Annotated in this window: 15 protein-coding genes; 11 read left to right on the top strand and 4 right to left on the bottom strand. The window is 70.7% G+C overall.

The genetic code is table 11. The features are described from left to right. Positions 1–46 precede the first annotated feature (46 nt). The 3 genes from ACZ48Z_RS31365 to ACZ48Z_RS31355 all read left to right on the top strand — a co-directional run bounded on the left by ACZ48Z_RS31365 (position 47) and on the right by ACZ48Z_RS31355 (position 5,160). Positions 47–2,221: an MMPL family transporter gene (locus tag ACZ48Z_RS31365; protein ID WP_468739254.1), complete on the top strand. Its 2,175-nt coding sequence runs from the start codon at positions 47–49 to the stop codon at positions 2,219–2,221. Positions 2,222–2,362: 141 nt separating this feature from the next. After that, positions 2,363–3,604: a L,D-transpeptidase gene (locus ACZ48Z_RS31360; RefSeq protein WP_468739253.1), complete on the top strand. Its 1,242-nt coding sequence runs from the start codon at positions 2,363–2,365 to the stop codon at positions 3,602–3,604. A gap of 170 nt (positions 3,605–3,774) precedes the next feature. Then, positions 3,775–5,160, top strand: a complete 1,386-nt coding sequence (locus ACZ48Z_RS31355) for a glycoside hydrolase family 16 protein (RefSeq protein ID WP_468739252.1) — start codon at positions 3,775–3,777, stop codon at positions 5,158–5,160. A 68-nt stretch (positions 5,161–5,228) separates the two neighbouring features. Here ACZ48Z_RS31355 and ACZ48Z_RS31350 read toward each other — a convergent pair whose 3' ends face one another. The 3 genes from ACZ48Z_RS31350 to ACZ48Z_RS31340 all read right to left on the bottom strand — a co-directional run bounded on the left by ACZ48Z_RS31350 (position 5,229) and on the right by ACZ48Z_RS31340 (position 8,287). Then, positions 5,229–6,251: a TolB family protein gene (locus ACZ48Z_RS31350; RefSeq protein ID WP_468739251.1), complete on the bottom strand. Its 1,023-nt coding sequence runs from the start codon at positions 6,249–6,251 to the stop codon at positions 5,229–5,231. Positions 6,252–6,297: 46 nt separating this feature from the next. Next, positions 6,298–7,188, bottom strand: coding sequence for an alkaline phosphatase family protein (locus tag ACZ48Z_RS31345; RefSeq protein ID WP_468739250.1), 891 nt, complete (start codon positions 7,186–7,188; stop codon positions 6,298–6,300). A 184-nt stretch (positions 7,189–7,372) separates the two neighbouring features. Next, positions 7,373–8,287 carry a helix-turn-helix transcriptional regulator gene (locus ACZ48Z_RS31340; RefSeq protein ID WP_468739249.1) on the bottom strand — a complete coding sequence of 305 codons (915 nt, stop codon included), beginning with the start codon at positions 8,285–8,287 and terminating at the stop codon, positions 7,373–7,375. A 146-nt stretch (positions 8,288–8,433) separates the two neighbouring features. On the opposite strand from ACZ48Z_RS31340, the gene tkt reads away from it, so the two are divergent. The 8 genes from tkt (at position 8,434) to ACZ48Z_RS31300 (ending at position 19,086) form a co-directional block, all read left to right on the top strand. Continuing rightward, positions 8,434–10,509: a transketolase gene (tkt, locus tag ACZ48Z_RS31335; RefSeq protein ID WP_468739248.1), complete on the top strand. Its 2,076-nt coding sequence runs from the start codon at positions 8,434–8,436 to the stop codon at positions 10,507–10,509. Between the two features lie 19 nt (positions 10,510–10,528). Continuing rightward, a complete protein-coding gene (gene tal, locus ACZ48Z_RS31330) occupies positions 10,529–11,674 on the top strand; it encodes a transaldolase (RefSeq protein ID WP_468739247.1) in 1,146 nt (381 codons plus the stop codon). Next, positions 11,671–13,230: a glucose-6-phosphate dehydrogenase gene (gene zwf / locus ACZ48Z_RS31325; RefSeq protein WP_468739246.1), complete on the top strand. Its 1,560-nt coding sequence runs from the start codon at positions 11,671–11,673 to the stop codon at positions 13,228–13,230. The genes tal and zwf overlap by 4 nt, the downstream gene beginning before the upstream one ends. Then, positions 13,227–14,162, top strand: coding sequence for a glucose-6-phosphate dehydrogenase assembly protein OpcA (opcA, locus tag ACZ48Z_RS31320; protein WP_468739245.1), 936 nt, complete (start codon positions 13,227–13,229; stop codon positions 14,160–14,162). Before zwf ends, opcA begins: the two co-directional genes overlap by 4 nt. A gap of 197 nt (positions 14,163–14,359) precedes the next feature. Continuing rightward, on the top strand, positions 14,360–16,012 hold the full coding sequence (gene pgi, locus ACZ48Z_RS31315) for a glucose-6-phosphate isomerase (RefSeq protein WP_468739244.1): 1,653 nt from the start codon (positions 14,360–14,362) through the stop codon (positions 16,010–16,012). A 1-nt stretch (position 16,013) separates the two neighbouring features. Next, positions 16,014–16,892, top strand: coding sequence for a phosphogluconate dehydrogenase (NAD(+)-dependent, decarboxylating) (gene gnd, locus ACZ48Z_RS31310; RefSeq protein ID WP_468739243.1), 879 nt, complete (start codon positions 16,014–16,016; stop codon positions 16,890–16,892). Positions 16,893–16,898: 6 nt separating this feature from the next. Then, the gene (locus ACZ48Z_RS31305; protein ID WP_468739242.1) at positions 16,899–17,486 is read left to right on the top strand and encodes a histidine phosphatase family protein; all 588 of its coding nucleotides are present in this window, start codon (positions 16,899–16,901) and stop codon (positions 17,484–17,486) included. A 136-nt stretch (positions 17,487–17,622) separates the two neighbouring features. Next, positions 17,623–19,086: a membrane-associated oxidoreductase gene (locus ACZ48Z_RS31300; protein WP_468739241.1), complete on the top strand. Its 1,464-nt coding sequence runs from the start codon at positions 17,623–17,625 to the stop codon at positions 19,084–19,086. A gap of 7 nt (positions 19,087–19,093) precedes the next feature. On the opposite strand, the gene ACZ48Z_RS31295 is transcribed toward ACZ48Z_RS31300, so the two are convergent. Next, positions 19,094–19,969, bottom strand: a complete 876-nt coding sequence (locus ACZ48Z_RS31295) for a shikimate dehydrogenase (RefSeq protein ID WP_468739240.1) — start codon at positions 19,967–19,969, stop codon at positions 19,094–19,096. Positions 19,970–20,100: the final 131 nt, after the last annotated feature.

Below are 20,100 nucleotides of genomic sequence, written 5' to 3'. Positions count from 1 at the left end.
ACGACGCTGAGGGCGGTATCACTCCTCGACCCGCCGGGAGGCGACCGTGCTCTCCACACTGTCCCGGGCAGCGACGAGCCGCCCGCTGACCGTCATCGGCCTCTGGGCCGTCTTCCTCCTGCTCGGCTTCGGCCTGGGGACGGGCGTCTTCGCCGACCTCTCCGACGATGTGCCCGACGTGCCCGGCACCGAGTCCGACACGGCCGACGACCGCCTCTCCGGCGTGGACCCGACCGGCGAGTCCGTCACCGCGGTCGTGGCCGGCGAGTCCGTCTCCGACGCCGCCCTGCGCGCGCAGGTCGAGCGGACCGTCGCCGCGGTCCGCTCGATCGCCGGGGTGGCCGCCGTACCGGACCCGTACACGACGCCCGGTCTCACCGCCCGCGACGGACAGGCCCTGGTCATCCCCGTCACCTTCGAGGGCGGCCTCAGCGACGAGGCCGAGGAGAGGGCGACGGACACGGCGGTCGAGACGATCAAGGGGATCGACGCGCCCGACGTCCACGTCAGCGGCGGTGAACTGCTCGGCCGGCAGCTCGGCGAACGGGCCCAGGAGGACGTGAAGAAAGCGGAGTTGATCTCTCTGCCGGTCGTACTCGCCCTGCTGCTCGTGGTGTTCGGCGGACTGCGCGCCGCCGCGCTGCCGCTGGTGATCGCGGTGAGCGGGATCGCGGGGGCGTTCCTGGGACTGTTCGCCTTCAGCCAGGTCACCGACATCTCGGTGTACGCGATCCAGGTCACGACCATGCTCGGTCTCGGACTCGCCGTCGACTACGCCCTGTTGATGCTGGTCCGCTTCCGCGAGGAACGCCGGTACACCGACGACGTCGTCGCAGCCGTGCACCGCACGGTGGACGCGGCCGGCCGGACCGTGCTGTTCTCCGGGCTCACCGTCGCCGTCAGCCTGACCGGGCTGCTGGTCTTCCCGAGCGTGTTCCTGCGCAGCATGGGCCTGGCCGTAGCCGCCGTCGTGGTGGTCGACATGCTGGCCGCGGTCACGCTGCTGCCCGCGCTGCTCACGAGGTTCGGTGGGCGGATCCGGCCCCCGAAGACACGCTCCGAGGACGAGGAAGGCCGCGTCTTCGCCCGTATCGCCCGCTTCGCGCAGCGCCGCCGCATCGCCGTCCTGGTCACCGTGGTCCCGGCCTTGCTGGTCCTGGCCCTGCCCGTGACCGGCATGAGGATCGCCATCGGGGACGCCCGGCAGCTGCCCGCCGACACCGAGGCACGCCAGTTGTACGACACGGTCGACGCGCACTTCCCGAAGGGCACCGGGGTCTCCCCCGTGGTCGTCGTCCTCGAGCCCGGCACCGACCCCGCGACCGCCGACCGCGTCCGCGCCCTGGTCCCGCACTCCGAGTCCCGCGAACTGCCGGGCGGCGACACCGTCGTGGAACTCCAGCCGACCGGCGGTGTGGACGGCAGGGCCGCCACCGACCTGGTCGAGCGGGTACGGGACGTGCGCGGCGACGAACCGGTCGAGGTGACCGGAGTCGCGGCCCGGCTGGTCGACTTCCGCGCGATGCTCGCCGAGCGGACGCCCTGGGCGGCCCTGACCGTCCTCGCCGGCATCTTCGTGCTCCTGTTCGCGTTCACCGGCTCGGCGCTGATCCCGCTGCGCACGATCGCGACCACGCTGCTCAGCCTGGGTGCCGCGCTCGGCGTGGTGGTGTGGGTCTTCCAGGACGGCCACGGGGCCGGGCTGCTCGGCGGCGAGGGACTGGGCGCGCTCAGCCTGACCGCACCGCCGCTGATCGTCTCGATCGCGTTCGGGCTCGCCATGGACTACGAGATCTTCATCCTGGCCCGGATGCGGGAGAGCCTGTCGGCGGTCCCCCGTCGTACGCCCGCAGGCCGCGGCGCAGGCGGGGGTCCGCCGACAGGCTCTACGGCCCGGCAGCGCACCGGCGACGCGCGGGAGGCCGTCGTGACCGGGCTGCGCCGCTCCGGCCGGGTCGTCACCTGCGCCGCCCTGCTCCTCGCGGTCGTGTTCGGCGCCTTCATGACCGGCGGGTTCTCCCCCATCCTGCAGATCGGCCTCGGCCTGACCCTGGCCGTGCTGATCGACGCGACCGTCGTACGGATGCTGCTCGTCCCGGCGACCATGGCGCTGCTCGGCCGGCACGCCTGGTGGGCGCCGAGGCCGCTGCGCAGGGTGCACGACCGGTTCGGGCTGCGGGAGACGGCGGCGCCCGAGCGTTCCGTGTCGACGAATGCCTGAGGGCCGCTGACGGCGGTCCGGGCGCCCGCTGCCGGTCTCTTCATCGGAATCTCAGCGAACGGCCCCATGATTCAAAGAATCACCCCAGGTAAAAGGCGCAGGATGCACCCGCAACAGGTGGATATCCCAGGAAGGCCTACTGTGGGCGACTCGCACATATCGAACCGGTCCGAGCAGTCGGAGAGGTGGTCCCGGCGCGGGATTCTCGCCGCGCTCGGCGCCGTCCCGGCCGCGGCCCTGCTGACGGGGTGCAGCGACGGTTCGGCGGAGGCCTCACAGGAGTCGGGTTCGGGTTCGACCGCCTCCGCCAAGGCCGCGCAGAAGAAGGCGACGATCTCGGTCACCCCGGCCGACGGCACCACCAGGGCCGACTTCGGCAGCCCCGTGGAGATCACGGTGACCGACGGCACCCTCGCCTCGGTCAAGGTCACCGGCAACGACGGCTCCACGCTCGCCGGGGCCTACGACGACGGCAGGACGAAGTGGACCTCGTCGGCGAACCCGTACTCGGGGACGAAGTACACGGTGGCGGCCCAGGCCGAGGGCGGCACCGCGCAGACGGCCACCTTCACCACGAAGTCCCCCGGCGAGACGTTCGTCGGCCGGTTCACCCCCGAGGCGGACTCCACCTCCGGCGTCGGCATGCCCGTGTCGCTCAACTTCTCGCACGCCGTGTCCGACAGGGCCGCCGTCCAGAAGGCGATCACCGTCACCGCCGAGCCCGCGGTGGAGATCGTCGGCCACTGGTTCAGCGACACCCGGCTCGACTTCCGGCCCGAGACCTACTGGGCGGCCGGCACGAAGATCACGCTCGGTCTGCGGCTCAAGGACGTCCAGGGCACGGACGGCGTCTACGGCGTGCAGTCCAAGGACGTCACCTTCCACATCGGCCGCGCGCAGATCAGCACCGTCGACCTCGGCAGCAAGGAGATGGTCGTCAAGCGGGACGGCGCCACGCTCGCCACCTATCCGGTCAGCGGCGGCAACCCGGACCACACCACGTGGTCCGGGATCATGGTGATCAGCGAGCGGTTCAAGCAGACCCGCATGGAGTCCTCGACGGTCGGGCTGGGCGACGAGTACGACATCTCCGACGTCCCGCACGCCCAGCGCCTGACCACCTCCGGCACCTTCGTGCACGGCAACTACTGGGCGTCGACCTCGGTGTTCGGCAGCCAGAACACCAGCCACGGCTGTGTCGGCCTGCACGACGCCAAGGGCGCGAACGACCCGTCCGTGGCCGGCTACAAGTTCTACGACAGTTCCATGCTCGGCGACGTCGTGATCGTGAAGAACTCCGGCGACAGGACCGTGGAGGCGTCGAACGGGCTCAACGGCTGGAACCTGTCGTGGGCGGACTGGAAGGCGGGCAGCGCGGTTTAGCGGGTATGCCCGCTTTCAAGGGGTGAACTCACCGGGGCCGTACGGACTTTCACGGCTCAACCTCTTGACGGCCGGAGTGACTGCGAGCACATTGGGCCCACTTTGAGAGCGCTCTCAAGGGCTCTCGAAGGGCACCCGCGCACTCATCTCCGTACCCGAGAGGCACCCCCATGAGTGATACCTCCGGCATGTCCCGACGGCGACGAGCCCTCGTCGCCGTCCTGTCCACACTCGGTCTCGCCGCCGCGGCCGCAGGCGCCGCCGCCCTGCCCGCGAACGCCTCCGCCCCCACACCCCCGTCCGGCTGGTCACAGGTCTTCGTCGACGACTTCAACGGCTCCGCGGGTACCGGCGTCTCCACCTCCAACTGGCAGTACTCGACCGGGACTTCCTACCCCGGCGGCCCCGCGAACTGGGGCACGGGCGAGGTCGAGACGATGACCAACAGCACCAGCAACGTCTCCCTCGACGGCAACGGCAACCTGCGCATCACCCCGCTCCGCGACGCGGCCGGCAACTGGACCTCGGGCCGCATCGAGACCAAGCGCACCGACTTCCAGCCCCCGGCCGGCGGCAAACTGCGCGTCGAGGCGCGCATCCAGATGCCCAACGTCACCGGCACCGCCGCCGAGGGCTACTGGCCCGCCTTCTGGGCGCTGGGCGCGCCCTACCGCGGCAACTACCAGAACTGGCCGAGCGTCGGCGAGCTGGACATCATGGAGAACGTCCAGGGCATGAACCGCGTCTGGGCCACCATGCACTGCGGCACCAACCCGGGCGGCGTGTGCAACGAGACGACGGGCCTGGGCAACAACGTCGCCTGTCCCGGCTCGACCTGCCAGTCGGCGTTCCACACCTACACGATGGAGTGGGACCGCTCGGTGAGCCCCGAGACCATCCGGTTCCTGGTGGACGGCACCCAGTACCACTCCGTCAACGCGAGCCAGATGGACGCGACGACCTGGGCCAACGCCACGAACCACGGCTACTTCGTCATCCTCAACGTGGCGATGGGCGGCGCCTTCCCTGACGCGTTCGGCGGCGGCCTGGACTCCGGCACCCAGTCCGGCGTGCCCATGACCGTCGACTACGTCCAGGTCCTGTCGGCCGCCGGGAGCGGTACCACGCCTCCTCCGACTGGCGGGACCGACGCCTACGGCACGATCCAGGCCGAGTCCTACAACGGCCAGAACGGCGTGAGCACCGAGACCACGACGGACACCGGCGGCGGCCAGGACATCGGCTCCCTCGCAGGCGGGGACTGGGCGCTCTACCAGAACGTCAACTTCGGCTCCACCGCGGCGACCCAGTTCGTCGCCCGGGTCGCGAGCGGCGCCGGGAGCGGCGTCAGCGGTCTGGTCGAGGTACGCCTGGACAGCCCGACCGCCACGCCCGTCGGCAGCTTCTCCGTCGCCAACACGGGCGGCTGGCAGTCCTGGAGAACGGTCCCGGCGAACATCAGCTCCGTCACCGGAACCCACAACGTCTATCTGACCTTCACCAGCGGCCAGCCGGCCGACTTCGTGAACGTGAACTGGTTCAAGTTCGGTCACTGACACGGACGTTGATGCCTGTGTCGACGCTGCCCCGCGAGGCCCGATCGGTCTCGCGGGGCAGCGTGGCGTCACCCCAGATAGGCGGGGGCGACCGCGGAGGTCATCAGTCGGCGGGCCGTGCCGGTGCCGTCGGCGGGGACGGTCCACAGATCGGAGCCGTAGTCGCCGGGGAGGGCGTAGACGAGGGTGTCGCCGTCGGCCCACAGGGCCTGGTCGTCGAGGTCGCGCGACTCGGCCGTCGCGGTCTCCTTCATGGTGCGCAGGTCCAGGACGTACAGGCGCCAGGGGGCGTCGGGCGAGGCCCCCTTGACGCGTTTCTTGTACCCGACGCGGGTGCCGTCCGGTGAGAGGGAGGGGCATTCGACGTTGGGATGCAGGGTGGTGAGGGTGCGTGCGGTGACGTCGCCCCGCACGAGGTAGGTCCGGCCGCCGGTCGCCAGCGTGGCGTAGAAACGGTTGTCGTCGGCGAAGGTGACGCCCCAGATGTTGGTGTCCGGAGCGTGGTAGGTCCGGCCGTCCTTGATGACGTGGAAGGTCTCCAGGTTGTCGTCGACGGCCCAGGTGCGGGTGTCGACGATGGCCGTGCGGGTGGAGAAGTGCGTTCCGGCGTACGAGTCCCCGCTGACGAACACCGTCCAGGCGACCAGGTGCCCGGAGGGCGAGACCCGGGCCCGGGTGGGGATGCCCGCGGCCGGGAAGCGGTGCCGTTCGCGCAGCTGCGCGTCGAGCACCACCGCGCGGTAGGTGTCCCGCAGCGCGCCGTGCACGGCCTGGAGGCAGATGCCGGTGCCGGCCGCCGCGTGGAAGCGCAGGCACTTCACGCCCGACGCGGTGCGCGGGCCCTGCGGGTCGTCGGCGGGGACGGTGGCGATCTCGTCGCGGTGCGGGCCCCAGGCCAGGTTCCGCACCAGCAGCCGGCGTTGGGCTGTCGGGCGCAGCGAGACGGTACCGGCCCGTACGGCCGGACCGGCCGCCTGCTGCCGGTCCCGCATGCCCGAGCGATGGACGGCGTGCAGGACCGACCCGGTGCCGACCGCGGCGAGCACCACGACGGCGACAAGAAGGGTCACCAGACGGGTCGTTCGGCTCATGCGGGCGCCCCGCCCGCGCTTCGGGAATCCGTGAGGTGCACGGGCGTCAGTTCCAGATGCCGGTGATGTCGGAGGCCGAGGCGGCGTTGCCCGCGTGGGTGCTCAGCCCGGCCAGGTCCTCCACCGTGCGCAGCACGTTGTAGTGGTTGTAGGTGGTGGAGCTGGAGCTGCCCGCCGCGACGTGCTGCCCGTAGAAGAGGGTGGGGATGCGGTTGCCGGACAGCTTGTTGTCCTCGTCGAAGGTGACGGCGAGGATGCTGTTGTGGGTCTTGGCCCAGGTGGCGTAGGCGCCCAGGTTGTTCTTGATCCAGGTGTCGCCCGTGGAGACCGAGCAGTCGTGCATGTCGCTGCACAGGTTCGGGATCACGAAGGAGACCTTGGGCAGGGTCGTGTAGTCGGTCGGGAACTGAGCGAAGGTCTTCGCGGTGCTTGTCGGCACGTTGGAGAAACCGAACCACGGGTTGTGCTTCTGCGCGTAGGTGCCGCTGCTGCACGTCGTCGAACCCTGGCTGGGCAGCGACTCGTTGTAGCTCGCCCAGGTCTGTCCGGCGGCGATCAGCTCGGAGGCGAGGTTGGCGGCGGAGAGAGAGCCGACGCCGACACAACTGTCGTCGGTGCGGCCCTGGTTGGAGCCCGAGAACAGCATGTAGTAGTTCGGCTCGCTCGGGTGGGTGAGGCCGTAGGACTGGGAGAGGTCGGCGCCTCCCGCCTTGAGCGTGTTGTTGAGGTAGGGGGCACTGGAGCTGCCGATCACCTGCGCGTAGGCGTGGTTCTCCATCACCACGACGACCACATGGTCCGGGGTGGGCAGAGCCGCGGCCTGGGCGGTGGTGGCGGTCGCGGCCCACACCCCGGCCGAGGCGGCGGTGAGGGCGAGGGCTCCGGCGAGCGCGGAGAGGGAACGTCGGGTGCGCTGGGGTGCCTTGACGGCGGCCATGACTGTCCTCCGGACAGTAGTGACGGACGTGCGTGGGGGGAGCGGCGCCGCAACACTAGGGACACTGGGCCGGCTGCGGGTTAAGGCCGGGCGAACCATTGGCCTCGCCCGGCAAAGATCCCCCCACGCACAGGTCACGCACAACAAAGAAAACACCAAATGGACATGACAAACCACCGCGACCTCAGCGCAGCTCCGCCCGGAACGCCGCCGGCGTCAACTCCGTGTGCTGCTGGAAGAACTTGGAGAAGTTCGCCGCGTCGGGGAAGCCGACCGCCGCCCCCACCCGCCCGATCGGCATGTCGGTGTGGGCGAGCAGCCGTTTCGCCTCCAGGACGACCCGCTTGTCGATGAACCCCTTCGGCGTCTCCCCGGTGGCCGCGCGCACCGCGCGGACCAGGGTCCGGCGGGAGTAACCGAGCGCGTCCGCGTACGCGCTGACGCTGTGGTTGGTGGCGAAGCCCTTCTCCACGGCGTCCCGGAACAGGGTGAACGTCGACTCGGTCCGGCGCCCGGCCTCCGCCGAGCTCGTCGCGAGATGGGCCAGCCGGAGCAGGAACGCCGTCAGGGAGTGGCGCAGTACCGAGGTGTGCAGGCTCAGCGGAAGGGTCGCCGTGTCCTCGTACTCCCGCTGGAGCTGGGACAGCGCCGCCGTCAGGCCCGCCAACTGGGCCTCGGAGGGGCGCAGCAGCGGCGGGAGGTCGTAGCGGTACAGCCCCGTCGCCTCGACCGTGGCGCGCGGCAGGAACCCGGGCTGCATGGTCAGGGCGGTTCCGCGGTACTCGCTCGTCGGCGAGAAGCGGTGGACCTGGCCCGGGCGGATCCACAACAGGTCGCCCGCCGCAGCCTCGTACTCGGCGAAGTCGATCATGTGGCGGACCGGGCCGCCGTCGACGAGCATCACGACATGGAAGTCGATGCGGTGCACGCGCTCCAGCGGGGCATCCGCATGCCAGGTGCGCTCGGTGCCCATCGGGCCGACCTGCATACCGACGCCACCCACACTCAGCTCGATGGGGAAGGGGAACGTTCTGATCCCGTCCACTCCGCCGTCATCGGCTCCGCCTTGGATGGAGTCTTGGATGGTTCTGTCCACCATGTCCTTCTCGTGCCGCCTGCCTGGAGCGTTCCGTGTCCCACTTTCACCACAGGCTGGCACACCGCGACCTTCCCCCGTAAAAGTCAGACTTTTAAGTTTGAAGGCGTCAGACCAGCTACTTCGCTCCGATCGAGGACTTCTTGAAGATGAGCACGCAGACACCGGACCGCTTCGAATGGACCGAACTCGACCGGCGTGCCGTCGACACCGCCCGCCTGCTGGCGGCCGATGCCGTGCAGCAGGTCGGGAACGGGCACCCGGGCACCGCGATGGCCCTGGCCCCCGCGGCGTACACGATCTTTCAGAAGGTGATGCGTCATGACCCGGCGGATCCCGAGTGGACCGGGCGTGACCGCTTCGTCCTCTCCCCCGGCCACACCTCGCTGACGCTCTACACCCAGCTGTTCCTGGCCGGGTACGAGCTGGAGCTCGACGACCTGAAGGCCTTCAGGACCCACGGTTCCAAGACGCCCGGCCACCCCGAGTACGGGCACACGGCAGGTGTCGAGACCACCACCGGGCCGCTCGGGCAGGGCGTCGCCAACGCGGTCGGCATGGCGATGGCGGCCCGCTACGAGCGCGGCCTCTTCGACCCCGACGCCCCCGAGGGCGAGTCGCCCTTCGACCACACCATCTGGGCGATCGTCTCCGACGGCGACCTGCAGGAGGGCATCTCCGCCGAGGCCTCCTCCCTCGCGGGCCACCAGCGGCTCGGCAACCTGGTCTTCGTCTACGACGACAACCACATCTCCATCGAGGGCGACACCGCGACCGCGTTCTCCGAGGACGTGCTGAAGCGCTACGAGGCCTACGGCTGGCACACCCAGCGCATCGAGCCCGGCGCCGACGGCGACATCGACGTACACGCCCTGCACGCGGCCCTGACGTCCGCGCGGGCCGAGACCGGGCGCCCCTCGATCATCGCGATGCGCACGATCATCGCCTGGCCCGCCCCGAACGCCCAGAACACCGAGGCCGCGCACGGCTCCGCGCTCGGTGCCGACGAGGTGGCCGCGACCAAGCGGGTCCTCGGCTTCGACCCCGAGCGCACCTTCGAGGTCGCCGACGAGGTCCTGGCCCACACCCGCGGGGCCCTGGACCGCGGTGCCGAGGCGCACGCGGCCTGGGACAAGCAGATCTCCGGCTGGCGCGGGGAGCAGCCCGAGCGCGCACAGCTCTTCGACCGGGTCGTCGCGGGCCAGCTGCCCGAGGGCTGGGAGTCCTCGGTCCCGGTGTTCGAGGAGGGCGGCTCCGTCGCCACCCGCGCCGCGTCCGGCAAGGTGCTCCAGGCGCTGGGCCCGGTACTCCCCGAGCTGTGGGGCGGCTCCGCCGACCTCGCCGGGTCCAACAACACGACGATCGACAAGACGTCGTCGTTCCTGCCCAAGGGCAACCCGCTGCCGGAGGCCGACCCGTACGGCCGAACCGTCCACTTCGGGATCCGCGAGCACTCCATGGCCGCGGAGATGAACGGCATCGCGCTGCACGGCAACACACGCGTCTACGGCGGCACCTTCCTGGTGTTCTCCGACTACATGCGCAACGCCGTGCGCCTGTCCGCGCTGATGCAGCTGCCCGTCACCTACGTCTGGACGCACGACTCCATCGGTCTCGGCGAGGACGGCCCCACCCACCAGCCGGTCGAGCACCTCGCGTCCCTGCGCGCCATCCCCGGCCTGAACGTCGTCCGCCCGGCGGACGCCAACGAGACGGCCATCGCCTGGGCCGAGATCCTCAGGCGGCACGCTTCCAACCCGGCCCCGCACGGCCTCGCGCTGACCCGCCAGGGCGTACCCACCTACGCCCCGAACCCGGATGCCGCCAAGGGCGGTTACGTCCTGCGGGACGCCTCGACCGGGAGCCCTGACGTCGTGCTGATCGCCACCGGCTCCGAGGTCCAGCTGGCCGTCGCCGCGCGCGAGCGGCTGGAGGCCGAGGGGGTCGGCACCCGGGTGGTGTCGATGCCGTCCGTGGAGTGGTTCGAGGAGCAGCCGCGCGAGTACCGGGAGAGCGTCCTTCCGCCGTCCGTGCGAGCCCGCGTCGCGATCGAGGCCGGCATCGGCCTGACGTGGTACCGGTTCACAGGGGACGCGGGACGCATCGTGTCCCTCGAACACTTCGGCGCCTCCGCCGACGCGAAGGTCCTGTTCGCCGAGTACGGCTTCACCGCCGAGAACGTCGCCGCGGCAGCCAGGGAATCACTGGCCGCCGCGCGTGGTTGATCCGACCGCCAGAAAGAAGATGATCACTGTGACCGAAGCGACCGCGACCGCGGGAGCACTCAAGCGCCTGTCCGACGAGGGCGTCTCCATCTGGCTGGACGACCTGTCGCGCAAGCGGATCGAGTCCGGGAACCTGGCCGAACTCGTCGCCACCAAGCACGTGGTGGGCGTCACCACCAACCCGTCCATCTTCCAGGCGGCCATCGGCTCCGGTGAGGGCTACGACGAGCAGCTCACCGACCTCGCCGTGCGGGGCGTCACGGTCGACGAGGCCGTACGGATGATGACGACCGCCGACGTACGCGCCGCGGCCGACGTCCTGCGGCCCGTCCACGACGCCACCGGCGGCCGGGACGGCCGGGTCTCCATCGAGGTCGACCCGCGGCTGGCCCACGACACACCGGCGACGATCGCCGAGGCCAAGCAGCTGGCGTGGCTGGTGGACCGCCCGAACGTCATGATCAAGATCCCGGCGACCAGGGCCGGCCTCCCGGCGATCACCGAGGTCGTCGGCCTCGGGATCAGCGTCAACGTCACGCTGATCTTCTCCCTGGAGCGCTACCGCGAGGTCATGGACGCCTACCTCGCCGGTCTGGAGAAGGCCGCCGCGAAGGGCCTGGACCTCTCCACGATCCACTCCGTGGCCTCCTTCTTCGTCTCCCGCGTCGACGCCGAGATCGACAAGCGGCTGACGGTGCTGGGCACGGACGAGGCTCTCGCGCTCAAGGGGAAGGCCGCCCTCGCCAACGCGCGCCTCGCGTACGAGGCCTACGACGAGGTGTTCACCGGTCAGCGCTGGACCGCCCTCGGCGGCGCCCGCGCCAACAAGCAGCGTCCGCTGTGGGCCTCGACCGGCGTGAAGGACCCGGCGTACAAGGACACCCTCTACGTCGACGACCTGGTCGCACCCGGCACCGTCAACACCATGCCGGAGGCCACCCTGAACGCGACCGCCGACCACGGCGGCATCACCGGCGACACGGTGACCGGCGGCTACTCGCAGGCCCGCGCCGACCTCGGGGCCGTGGAGGCGCTGGGGATCTCCTACGACGAGGTCGTGCAGCAGCTGGAGGACGAGGGCGTGGCCAAGTTCGAGGCGGCCTGGCAGGACCTGCTGGACGCCGTCACCAAGTCTCTGAACAGCAAGGGGGTCGACGGGGAATGACCGAGCTTCCCGCCATTGACGCGCTTTCCGCCGACGACTGGGACAACCCGCTGCGCGATCCCCGCGACCGCAGGCTGCCCCGTATCGCCGGTCCGTCCGGGCTGGTCATCTTCGGCGTCACGGGCGACCTGTCCCGCAAGAAGCTGATGCCGGCCGTCTACGACCTCGCCAACCGCGGCATGCTGCCGCCGGGCTTCTCGCTCGTCGGGTTCGCCCGCCGGGACTGGGAGGACGAGGACTTCGCGCAGATCGTGCACGACTCGGTGCGCGAGCACGCCCGGACCGAGTTCCGCGAGGAGGTCTGGCAGCAGCTCGCCGAGGGCATGCGGTTCATCCCCGGCGACTTCGACGACGACACCGCGTTCAAGCAGCTGCGCAGCACCGTCGACGAGCTGGACAAGGCCCGCGGCACCAGCGGCAACTACGCCTTCTACCTCTCCGTACCGCCGAAGTTCTTCCCCAAGGTCGTCCGGCAGCTCAAGAAGCACGGGCTGGCGAGCGCGCCCGAGGGCTCCTGGCGGCGGGCGGTCATCGAGAAGCCGTTCGGGCGGGACCTGAAGAGCGCCCGCGAGCTCAACGCCCTGGTGCACGACGTGTTCGAGCCGGACCAGGTGTTCCGCATCGACCACTACCTGGGCAAGGAGACCGTCCAGAACATCCTGGCGCTGCGCTTCGCCAACCAGATGTACGAGCCGATCTGGAACCGGTCCTTCGTCGACCACGTGCAGATCACCATGGCCGAGGACATCGGCATCGGCGGCCGGGCCGGCTACTACGACGGCATCGGCGCCGCCCGTGACGTCATCCAGAACCACCTGCTCCAGCTGATGGCGCTGACCGCCATGGAGGAGCCGGCCGCCTTCGACGCCGAGTCGCTGCTCACCGAGAAGCTGAAGGTCCTGCGGGCCGTGAAGCTTCCCGAGGACATCGGCGCGCATGCCGTGCGCGGACAGTACGCGGGCGCCTGGCAGGGTGGCGAGAAGGTGCCGGGCTACCTGGAGGAGGACGGCATCGACGCGGCCTCCACGACGGACACGTACGCGGCCGTCAAGCTGAACGTCGACAACCGTCGCTGGGCGGGTGTGCCGTTCTACCTGCGCACCGGCAAGCGTCTTGGCCGCCGGGTCACCGAGATCGCGGTCGTCTTCCAGACGGCCCCGCACTCCCCCTTCGACCACACGGCGACGGAGGAGCTCGGCAAGAACGCGATCGTCATCCGGGTGCAGCCGGACGAGGGCATGACGGTCCGGTTCGGGTCGAAGGTGCCCGGCACCTCGATGGAGATCCGGGACGTGACGATGGACTTCGCCTACGGCGAGTCCTTCACGGAGTCCTCGCCCGAGGCGTACGAGCGCCTCATCCTGGATGTCCTCCTCGGGGACGCCAACCTGTTCCCCCGCCACCAGGAAGTGGAAGAGTCCTGGAAGATCCTCGACCCGATCGAGGAACACTGGGCGAACCACGGCCGGCCGGCGCAGTACGCGTCGGGCACCTGGGGACCCGAGGAAGCCGACGAGATGCTCGCACGAGACGGACGGAGCTGGCGCAGGCCATGAAGATCGACCTGACCGACACCACGGCAAGCAAGATCAACAAGGCGCTGGTGCAGGGCCGCCGCGCCATCGGGACGCCCGCCGTGGGCATGGTCCTGACGATGGTGATCGTCACGGACGAGGAGAACGCCTACGACGCGATCAAGGCGGCCGAGGAGGCCTCGCACGAGCACCCCTCGCGCACCCTGGTCGTCATCAAGCGGCACGCCAGGACCGCCCGCGACCGCATGGCGTCCAAGCTGGACGCCGAGGTCCGGGTGGGCGCCGACGCCGGCACCGGCGAGACGGTGATCCTGCGGACCTACGGCGAGGTGTCCGACCACGCCGACTCGGTCGTGCTGCCGCTGCTGCTGCCGGACGCGCCGGTCGTGGTGTGGTGGCCGGTGGAAGCGCCGGAGAACCCCGCGAAGGACCCGCTGGGCGCGCTGGCCCAGCGCCGGATCACCGACCTGTACGCCGTGGAGAACCCCCTCGACGTCCTGCGGACCCGGGTGCACTCCTACGCCCCGGGCGACACCGACCTCGCCTGGACCCGGCTGACCCCGTGGCGCTCGATGCTGGCGGCGGCCCTGGACCAGGCCCGCGCGCAGATCATCTCCGGAGCCGTGGAGGCGGAGGCCGACAACCCGGCCGCCGAACTGCTCGCGCGCTGGCTGGAGGCGCGGCTGAAGGTGAAGATCGACCGGGTCGTCACGGCGGGGCCGGTCGTCACGGCCGTCCGCCTCGGCACAGCGGGCGGCGAGGTCGTCATCGACCGCCCCGAGGGCCCGCTGGCCACGCTGTCCCTGCCGGGCCAGCCCTCCCGCACCCTCGCCCTGAAGGTCCGCACCACCTCCGAACTGATCGCCGAGGAGCTCCGCCGCCTCGACGCCGACGAGATGTACGCCGTGGCCCTGCGGGGCGAGGGGGGGTCTGATGGATCAGGCCGGCTCTGAGTCGCAGTACCTCTCGACCAAGCCGAGCGGGGTCTGGTGCGTGCAGCTGCAAGGCGGAGGAGGGAGTCGACGCGGAGCGTCGGCGACCGACGACAACGCCGCTGGGGGCACCCCCTCTGGGGGAGGGCGTGCCAGGGCCCGCGACGCCGGCAAGATCCATCAGACGCCCCCTGTGGGCACCAAGGAGACCCCTGCTCATGTCTGACTCCCCCCTTGTGACGCGCCGGCCCGAGTGGACCGCGCTGGAGGACCACCGCGCCGAGTCGCAGACGCATCTGCGTGAGCTGTTCGCGGCGGACCCGGGGCGCGCGGAACGGTACGTGGTGCGCGTCGGCGATCTGCGCATCGACTACTCCAAGCACCTCGTCACCGACGAGACCCTGGGCCTGCTCCAGGAACTCGCCGCCGCCACCGACGTGTTCGGGTTGCGTGACGCCATGTTCCGCGGTGACCGGATCAACATCACCGAGGACCGGGCGGTCCTGCACACCGCGCTGCGCGCCCCCGCGAACGCGGTCGTCGAGGTCGACGGCGAGAACGTCGTGCCGGGCGTGCACGCCGTGCTCGACAGGATGAGCGACTTCGCGAACCGGGTCCGCTCCGGCGAGTGGACCGGCCACACCGGCAAGCGCATCAAGAACGTCGTCAACATCGGCATCGGCGGCTCCGACCTCGGTCCCGCGATGGCGTACGAGGCCCTGCGGGCCTACACGGCACGGGAGTTGACCTTCCGCTTCGTGTCCAACGTGGACGGCGCCGACCTGCACGAGGCGGTCCGCGACCTGGACCCGGCGGAGACCCTGTTCATCGTCGCGTCCAAGACCTTCACCACGATCGAGACGATCACCAACGCCACCTCGGCCCGCACCTGGCTGCTTCAGGGCCCGAACGGGCTGGGCGACGACAAGGCCGTCGCGAAGCACTTCGTCGCCCTGTCGACGAACGCCGAGAAGGTCACGGACTTCGGCATCGACCCGGACAACATGTTCGAGTTCTGGGACTGGGTGGGCGGCCGCTACTCCTTCGACTCGGCGATCGGCCTCTCGTTGATGCTCGCCATCGGCCCGGACCACTTCCGCGAGATGCTCGACGGCTTCCGGATCGTCGACGAGCACTTCCAGAACGCGCCCGCCGAGGCCAACGCCCCGCTCCTGCTGGGCCTGTTGGGCATCTGGTACGGCAACTTCCACGACGCCCAGTCGCACGCGGTGCTGCCGTACTCCCACTACCTGTCGAAGTTCACCGCCTACCTCCAGCAGCTGGACATGGAGTCCAACGGCAAGTCGGTGGACCGCGACGGCAACCCCGTCCAGTGGCAGACCGGCCCTGTGGTGTGGGGCACGCCCGGCACCAACGGGCAGCACGCCTACTACCAGTTGATCCACCAGGGCACCAAGCTCATCCCGGCCGACCTGATCGGCTTCGCGCGGCCCGTCGACGAGCTCAGCGACGAACTCAAGGCGCAGCACGACCTGTTGATGGCCAACCTGTTCGCACAGGGGCAGGCGCTGGCCTTCGGCAAGACCGCCGAGGAGGTGCGCGCCGAGGGCGTGGCCGAGGCACAGGTCGCACACCGCACCTTCCAGGGCAACCACCCCACGACCACCATCCTGGCCCGCGCACTGACCCCCTCGGTCCTGGGCCAGCTGATCGCCCTCTACGAGCACAAGGTGTTCGTACAGGGCGCGGTCTGGAACATCGACTCCTTCGACCAGTGGGGCGTCGAGCTCGGCAAGGTCCTCGCCAAGCGCGTCGAGCCCGCCCTCACCGAGGGCGCCGACGTCCCGGGCCTCGACTCCTCCACCACCGCCCTGGTGGCCGCCTACCGTGAACTGAAGGAAGTGCACTGACATGCAGTTGGGACTCATCGGCCTGGGCAAGATGGGCGGCAACATGCGCGAGCGGATCCGCCGCGCCGGCCACACCGTCACCGGCTACGACCGCAACCCCGAAGTCTCCGACGTGGCGAGCCTGTCCGAACTGGTCGACAAGCTCGAAGCGCCGCGGGTCGTCTGGGTGATGGTCCCGGCCGGGGCCGCGACCCAGTCCGTCGTGGACGAGCTGGGCGAGCTCCTCTCCCCCGGTGACACCGTCGTCGACGGCGGCAACTCCCGCTGGAGCGACGACGAGAAGCACGCCGAGGAGCTCGGCGCCAAGGGCATCGGCTTCGTCGACGCGGGTGTCTCCGGCGGCGTGTGGGGCCTGCAGAACGGCTACGCCCTCATGGTCGGCGGCGACACCGAGCACGTCGAGCGGCTCCAGCCGATCTTCGAGGCGCTCAAGCCCGAGGGGCCGTACGGCTACGTCCACGCGGGCAAGGTCGGCGCCGGGCACTTCTCCAAGATGGTCCACAACGGCATCGAGTACGCCATGATGCAGGCCTACGCCGAGGGCTGGGAGCTCCTGGAGAAGGTCGAGTCGGTGGACAGCGTCCGGGAGGTGTTCCGCTCCTGGCAGGACGGGACCGTCATCCGCTCCTGGCTGCTGGACCTCGCGGTCAACGCCCTCGACGAGGACGAGCACCTGGACAAGCTGAAGGGGTACGCGCAGGACTCCGGCGAGGGCCGCTGGACCGTGGAGGCCGCCATCGACAACGCGGTGCCGCTGCCCACGATCACGGCGTCGCTGTTCGCCCGGTTCGCGTCCCGCCAGGACGACTCCCCGCAGATGAAGATGATCGCGGCGCTGCGCAACCAGTTCGGCGGCCACGCCGTCGAGCCGAAGAAGTAGTCCGCCGTGGGGGACCTTCTGCTGGTCCGCCACGGTGAGACGGAGTGGAGCGCGTCGGGACAGCACACCAGCTGGACCGACCTGCCCCTCACCCAGCGCGGTGAGGAACAGGCCAAGTCCCTCGCTCCGCTCCTCTCGGGCCGGACCTTCTCGCTCGCGCTGACCAGTTCGCTGGGCCGCGCCGTACGGACCGCCGAACTGGCGGGCATCAACGGAACCTCGATCGACCCCGACCTCCACGAGTGGGACTACGGCGCCTACGAGGGCGTCACCACCGTCGACATCCACCGCACCCGGCCCGACTGGTTCCTGTGGACCGACGGGGTCCCACCCGGCCCCGAAGGACACCCCGGGGAGTCCTCCGAGGAGGTGGGACGGCGTGCCGACCGGGTCCTGGCCCGGGTGGACACCGCCCTGACCGACGGCGATGTCGTCCTCGTGGCCCACGGCCACTTCCTGCGTGTCCTGACGGCCCGCCGTCTGGGTCTCGACCCGGCACTGGGCCGCCTGTTCCAGCTGGCGACCGGCACCGTGAGCCGGCTGTCGACGGAACACGACCGTCCGGTGATCGCGGAGTGGAACACCCGTCCCTGACGTGACGGACGGCCCGGGTCACCGTGTCCTCGACCTCGCTCGACACCTGCGGTGGGGCGAGGGAGTCGACGCGGTGGCCCGGGCCGACGCGATGCCTTGTTGACAGTCGCCCACGGTGGCGTCAGAGTCGCCGCTGATGGAGATCGACAATATGACGCCGGCCGAACTGCGGGTGTGGCGCGCCTACCCCCGGGGCGAGGCCGTGGACTTCCGTGCGGCCGAGGACGAGGACGTGGCGCAGGGCGCCGACTGGGGCCCGGAACGGACCGTGCGGGCAAGGGTGTTGCGGGCACTGATGCTCAACGGGCCGCAGGAGGAGGGCGAGATACCCGCCCTCAAGCTGGCGGGAGCCCGGATCACCGGTGTGCTCGGGCTCCAGTACGGGACGGTCGACCACGCCGTACGCCTCAGCCACTGCTTCTTCGACGACGTACCGCTGCTGTACGGCAGCCGGCTGCGCCAGTTGAACCTCAGCGACTCCGTGCTGCCCGGCCTCACCGCCGCCACGATACGGGTGGAGGCCGTTCTGCGGCTGACGGACTGCCAGGTGCTCGGGCCGGTGCGGCTCGGCGGGGCGCAGATCGCCGGGGCACTGTTCATGGACCGCGCCGAGATCACCGCGGTCGGCGCCGACGAGCCCGCCCTCCAGCTCAACCACGTGACCATGGGCGACGACCTGTGGGCACCGGGGCTGCGCGTGCACGGGGAGATGCGCCTCAACGGGGCCACGATCGCCGGGTCCGCCAACCTCAACGACGCCCGGCTCAGCCACCCGGGCGACATCGTCCTCGACGCGCAGACGCTCGTCGTGGAGGGCGACTTCCATCTGCGCCGGGTGCACACCTTCGGCTGGATCGGTATGCGGGGCGCCCGGATCGCGGGCCGGCTCGACTTCTCGTACGCGCATCTGTGCAATCCGGGCGACGCGGCGCTCCGGGCGAACAGCTCCACCATCGGTGAGCTCTGGCTGCGCAAGGGGCCACCCATGCAGGGCACCCTCAGTCTGCGCCGCGCCCAGATCGACGACCTGTTCCTGGAGCCCGAAGTGGTGCCGGAGGAGGTGCAGTTCAACAAACTCGTCTACACCTCGCTCACCCCGCAGGAGCCCGCCGAGCGCAGGCTGCCGATGCTGGAACGGGACCGCGAGGGCTATGTCCCGCACGCCTACGAGCAGTTGACCGCCGCCTACCGCCGCATCGGCGACGACCGCGCCGCCCGGCTGGTCCAGCTGGCCCGACAGCGCCGGCACCGGACCACGCTGCCCTGGTACGGCCGTCTGTGGGGCCACGTCCAGGACGCCACCGTCGGCTACGGCTTCCACCCGCTGCGGGCCGGCGTGTGGCTGGTCTCCCTGCTCGCCGTCGGCACCGTCGCCTACGGCCTGCACCACCCGCCCCCGCTCAAGGCGGACGAGGCGCCGCACTTCAACGCGCTGTTCTACACCCTCGACCTGCTGCTGCCGGTGATCTCCTTCGGCCAGGAGAGCGCCTTCGCCCCGCAGGGCTGGTACCAGTCACTGTCGTACGCCCTGGTCATCGCGGGCTGGATCCTCGCGACGACGGTCTTCGCCGGTGTCACCCGGACCGTCAACCGGCAGTGATCCGGGGTTACTTGGGAGCTCCGACCGGACCGGCCAGGTCCGCGATGTCCGCCAGCATCCGCGCCGCGTCCGGCTCGCGCCCCGTGAACAGCCGGAACGCGTCCGCGGCCTGGAAGACGGCCATCCCGCCGCCGTCCAGAGTGGCGCACCCCATCGCGCGGGCCGTGCGCAGCAGTTCGGTCTCCAGCGGGCGGTAGACGACCTCGGCGACCCACAGTCCGGGGTGCAGCAGGCCGGCCGGGAAGGGCAGGCCGGGGTGGGCGGCCATGCCGGTGGGGGTGGCGTGCACGATGCCGTCGGCGTCGGTGAGCAGCCGGGACAGCCGGTCCGGGGTGGCCGCGCTCGCGCGTCCCGCGCCGAAGGTGCGGTTCAGCGCGGCGGCGAGATCCGCGGCACGGTCGGCGAGCGCGTCGACGACGGTGACCCGTCCGGCGCCCAGGGTGAGCGTGGCGTGCGCGACGGCCGCGCCCGCGCCGCCCGCGCCCAGCTGCACGACCCGCTCCAGGGGCACGTCGGGCAGCCCGCGCGCGAAGGACGCGGCGAAGCCGGTGACGTCGGTGTTGTGGCCGGTCGCGCGGCCGTCCTCGAAGACGACGGTGTTGACCGCGCCGAGCGCCTCGGCCTGCGGGGCGAGCGCGTCCAGGTGCCCGATGACCAGCTGCTTGCACGGGTGGGTGATGTTCAGCCCGTCGAAACCCAGGTCCCGGGCGGCCCGCACGAGCTCCCCGACCGCCTCGGGGCGCACCCCGAGCGCGTCGATGTCGATGAGCCGGTACACATAGCGCAGGCCCTGCCGGTCGGCCTCCCGCTCGTGCAGCGCCGGGCTCAGCGAGGGCCCGATGCCGGCGCCGATCAGTCCGACGAGATACGAGTCCTTGGCCACGCGGACCTCCTGAGCCGATCGCTAATGTACGAACTAGTACGTTAGCTATATCAGCCGGACGCCTCGCGGGGAAGGCCCCGACCACGGCAGCCCGCCCGCCTTCTAGAATCTGCGGCACCGGCCGCACTCCG

The sequence above is a fragment of the Streptomyces sp. NPDC031225 genome (assembly GCF_055570355.1).
This window is presented reverse-complemented; position numbering and strand designations above follow the sequence as displayed.